Source organism: Micromonospora sp. A200, from assembly GCF_029893845.1.
Classification (GTDB): domain Bacteria; phylum Actinomycetota; class Actinomycetes; order Mycobacteriales; family Micromonosporaceae; genus Micromonospora; species Micromonospora purpureochromogenes.
Map to the genome: position 1 here is coordinate 1 of NZ_JARXXY010000082.1, position 4,066 is coordinate 4,066.

The following is a 4,066-nucleotide window of genomic DNA, read 5'->3' on the forward strand; positions in this document are numbered from 1 at the left end:
CGCCCCGCGATGACGGCGCGAGGATCAGTTGGCCCGCGGAGGCCCGCCCCACCACCAGGTGGGGAGTCGCTCGCCCCCACGGCGAGGATCCACAAGGTGCATCGGAAACCCGGTGAACGTTAGTGGACACCGCACTAGCATCGGCGCATGACCTGGCGATGTTGATCCGTAAGTGAGGGCCGCAACCGCGGACCACCCCGGACGCCGCACGTCCCGCGTCCGTCCGGTCCCGTGGAAAGGCCCTCATGATCCTCACCACCGCAGCACCGCCCGGCGTCCGCCGCCTGGCGGCCACCCTCTACGGGTACGCGTTCCTCCAGGACCTCGTCCTGCTCTACCCGGTGTACGCGCTGCTGTTCAGCGACACCGGCCTGTCGATCGGCCAGATCTCCTCGCTCTTCGTCGTCTGGTCGGCGACCAGCATCCTGCTCGAGGTGCCCTCCGGCGCCTGGGCCGACGCCGTCTCCCGCCGGCTGCTGCTCTGCCTCGCGCCGCTGCTCGCCGGCGCCGGCTACGCCCTGTGGGTGCTGGCCCCGTCCTACCCGGCGTTCGCCCTCGGCTTCGTCCTCTGGGGAGCCGGCGGCGCGCTCGGCTCCGGCGCCCTGGAGGCGCTGGTCTTCACCGAACTCGACCGGCTCGGCGCGGCCGGCCGCTACGCCCGCACCATGGGCCGGGCGCGCACCGCCGCGGTGCTCGGCGTGCTCGCCTCGATCGGCCTGGCCGGCCCGGTGCTCGCCGTCGGCGGCTACCCGGCTGTCGGCGCGGCCAGCGTGCTGGCCACCCTGCTCGCCGCCGCCGTCGCCACCCGTTTCCCCGAACACCGTCCGGCCCGGGCGGCCGCGTCGGAGCCCGCGGAGGAGGGCGACGACCTGGGCTGGGCGGCGACCCTGCGCGCCGGCCTCGCCGAGGCCCGGGCCGACCCACGGGTACGCGGGGCGCTGCTGCTGGTCCCGGCGGTGGCCGCCGTGTGGGGCGCCCTCGACGAGTACACGCCGCTGCTGGCCCAGGACACTGGCGTCGCCGAGTCCACCGTGCCGCTGCTGCTCCTGCTCGTCTGGGCCGGGGTGACCGTGGGTGGCCTGCTCGCGGCGCCGGCCGAACGGCTGGGCACCCGGGGCTACGCCGCGCTGCTGACCGTGGCCGCCGTCGCGCTCGCCGCCGGGGCGGGACTGCGCCACCCGGCGGGGTTCGTGCTGGTCGGTGTCGCGTTCTGCGCCTTCCAACTGGCCACGGTGCTGGCCGACGCCCGGCTCCAGGCGCGGATCACCGGGCCGGGCCGGGCCACCGTCACCTCGGTCGCCGGCATGGCCACCGACCTGACCATCATCGCCGTCTACGGCGGGTACGCCCTGGTCGCGGCGGTGGGCGGCAACCGGGCCGCCTTCGTGGTGGCGGCCGTGCCGTACCTGCTGGTGGCGGTCGTCCTGCTGGCCACCCGCGATGGTGGCCGAGGCGGTCCGAGGCGGGAGCCGGTGGCCGGCCGCAGCGGCGGGCCGACGTGAACCGCGCCCGCACCTTCAGCCGCGCCGGTGGCCTGGCGAGCGCCTTCACCCAGGCGGGAAGTGGGTAGGGTGCCCGGCCCGGCGGGCGGCTCGTGTCGGTGCCGGCGGTTAGCGTGGCCGGATGACCGGTGTGAGCTACGACCGTTGGTGCGCCGAGATCGTGCAGCAGAGCGACCTGCTCCGGTCGCATCTCGACGGCGCCGACCTGACCGTCGCCGTCCCGTCCTGCCCGGGGTGGAACGTGGGCCAGTTGGTGCGGCACCTCGGGGGCGGGCAGCGGTGGGCCGCGGAGATCGTCCGCACCCGTCCGTCCACGCCACCGTCGGACACCCACTTCCGTGACCTGTCGCCGTACGCCGACGAGGACCCGGCGGTGGTCGGGCCGTGGCTGGTCGAGGGGGCCGCCGAGCTGGCCGGTGCGCTGCGCGACGCCGGGCCGGCGGCGCGGGTGTGGACCCCGCTCGGGCCGGGCAGCCCGGCGTTCTTCGCGCGCCGGTTCGCCCACGAGACGCTCGTGCACCGGGCCGACGCCGCGCTCGCCCTCGGCCTCGACGTGGCCGTTTCGCCGGAGGTCGCTGTCGACGCCCTCGACGAGTGGATGGAGCTGGGCGCGCTGCCGCAGATGTTCGACTTCCATCCGCACCGTCGGGAACTGCTCGGCCCGGGCCGGACGCTGCACCTGCACGCCACCGACACGCCGGCCGAGCTGGGCGCCGAGTGGGTGGTGGACCTCACCGGCGACCTGATCGCCTGGCGGCGGGCGCACGAGAAGGCCGCCGTGGCCGTACGCGGGCCGCTGACCAACCTGCTGTTGCTGGTCTACGGCCGGCTCTCCGTCGACACGGCGGGCGTCGAGGTGATCGGGGACGCGAAGCTGCTCGACCTGTGGCTGGAGCGGGTCGCCTTCGGCTGACCGGGTCGGCCCGGTGACGGGGACGACCGTCACCGGGCCTGCGGTCAGCCCGGCAGGTGGACGGAGGTCGTGGTGCTCAGCGCTCCGCCTCGCCGGACTCCAGCAACTGCTTGAGCGCGGCCAGCCGTTCCCGCCAGTACGCCTTGAGCGCGGCTGCCTGCTCGGCGTCGGTGAGCTTCTCGTGCACCACGGTCACCGTGGCCTTCGTGTCGCCCTTGGGTGCGAAGCCGACCACGATCCGGGTCGGGCCGCCCTCCCAATCGGCGCGGAAGGTCTTCGGCCGGGTGGCCGTGCGTACCCGGATCGCCACGTCGGGCAGCCACCGCCGGCGCAGCCCGTCGTCGCTGAACGCCTCGAACAGCCGGTCCACCGGCACGGCGACCGTGCGGCTGCCGCTCGCCTCCCAGCCGCCGCCGCGCCGCTGCCCGGGGGCGCGCAGGCCACGCGCCTGCTCGTACCCGACGGTGACGGTCTGCGCCCACCAGCCCGGCACCTCGTGGGCGGTCACCAGCCAGCGAGCGGTCTCGGTGTGCGTACGTTGCACCGCGCCCCAGTCGTCCAGCAGGGCGAACCACTCGTCCCAGCCGCGGCCGGTGCGCTCACGGAGCAACGCGTCGGAGATCCGGTCGGCCTGTGCCGCCCCCGATCCGGGGGCCGGGGGAGTGGCTTCGGCGGGCGCCGCGGTCGGCGGTTCAGCCGCAACGGCGCCGGGCAGCAGGTGCCGGCGGGCCGCCGTGTAGCTCTCGCCGGTCTTGTCCATCCGGGTGCGGACCCGGGACTTGAAGGATTTCTGGCGCGTCATCACATGCTCCCTGTCGACGGCGCGGTCGTGGGGACTCACGCTCCCGTCGACCCGCCGTTGCCTGGGCATGTGGCACGGCACCCCGAAGACTCGAGGTCTCCTTTGCCTCCGCGACGCCGGTGGCGTGAGCACCGGTAAGGAGGTGAGGCGCGGGACGGCGCCGACGCCATGTTAACAAGCCGCGCCACGGCGGGCGAGCGGGTCGCGCCGGCTCAGTCGGGCAGGGCGTCGAGGTAGACCCAACGCCCGTCCTCCCGGACGAACCGGCTGCGTTCGTGCAGGGTCCCCGGCCGGCCGGCCTCGCGGTAGTGGGCGCGGAACTCGACGGTGCCGGTGCTGTCGAACAGGCCACCCCGGTCGGTGTCGACGATCTCCAGGCGGGTCCACTGCTCGCCGGGGTCCAGCCGCAGCCGGGCCGGCCGGGTCGAGGAGTGCCAGCTGCGCAGTAGGTACCCGGCGTCACCGACGGCGAAGGCGCTGAACCGGGAGCGCATCAGCGCCTCGGCCGTCCCCGCCGTCCCGTCGCCGCGGTGCACCGGGCCGCAGCAGTCGGCGTACGGCAGGCCGGAGCCACACGGGCACGGCCGGTCCTGGTCGTCGGCCGCGCTCCGGCGGGCCCCACGTTTCGCCACGGCACCCATCCTGCCGCACCCGTCGGGTGCGGAGAGCGGCAGCCGGGGCACGCGGCCGACCCCGGCGACGGATGCCGGCGCACCGTTCGGAGACGACGAAAGGGCCGGCCCCGTGGTGGGGCCGGCCCTTGTCGTTGGTGGGTCAGGCGGTGGCGGAGTAGCCGCGGGTGGCGATCCAGTCGGCGAGGTTGTCGACGCTCATCCGGTAGGAGGCCTG

Annotated in this window: 4 protein-coding genes; 2 read left to right on the plus strand and 2 right to left on the minus strand. The window is 75.3% G+C overall.

The window, feature by feature from the left end:
* The first annotated feature begins 245 nt into the window (after positions 1-245).
* A complete protein-coding gene (locus M2302_RS32935) occupies positions 246-1,502 on the plus strand; it encodes an MFS transporter (RefSeq protein ID WP_280841695.1) in 1,257 nt (418 codons plus the stop codon).
* Between the two features lie 121 nt (positions 1,503-1,623).
* A complete protein-coding gene (locus tag M2302_RS32940) occupies positions 1,624-2,415 on the plus strand; it encodes a maleylpyruvate isomerase family mycothiol-dependent enzyme (RefSeq protein ID WP_280841696.1) in 792 nt (263 codons plus the stop codon).
* Positions 2,416-2,491: 76 nt separating this feature from the next.
* Here the strand turns inward: M2302_RS32940 and M2302_RS32945 are convergent, their stop codons facing one another.
* Both M2302_RS32945 and M2302_RS32950 read right to left on the minus strand, forming a co-directional pair.
* The gene (locus tag M2302_RS32945; RefSeq protein WP_280841697.1) at positions 2,492-3,217 is read right to left on the minus strand and encodes a hypothetical protein; all 726 of its coding nucleotides are present in this window, start codon (positions 3,215-3,217) and stop codon (positions 2,492-2,494) included.
* 212 nt (positions 3,218-3,429) lie between these two features.
* Positions 3,430-3,849 (minus strand): YchJ family protein, encoded by a 420-nt coding sequence (locus tag M2302_RS32950; protein WP_280841698.1) that lies wholly within the window; start codon positions 3,847-3,849, stop codon positions 3,430-3,432.
* Positions 3,850-4,066 lie beyond the last annotated feature (217 nt).

Bases quoted from the DNA above. Each gene is read 5' to 3' on its own strand.
- M2302_RS32940 (WP_280841696.1), top strand. From the start codon at position 1,624: ATGACCGGTGTGAGCTACGACCGTTGGTGCGCCGAGATCGTGCAGCAG.
- M2302_RS32935 (WP_280841695.1), top strand. From the start codon at position 246: ATGATCCTCACCACCGCAGCACCGCCCGGCGTCCGCCGCCTGGCGGCC.
- M2302_RS32945 (WP_280841697.1), bottom strand. From the start codon at position 3,217: ATGACGCGCCAGAAATCCTTCAAGTCCCGGGTCCGCACCCGGATGGAC.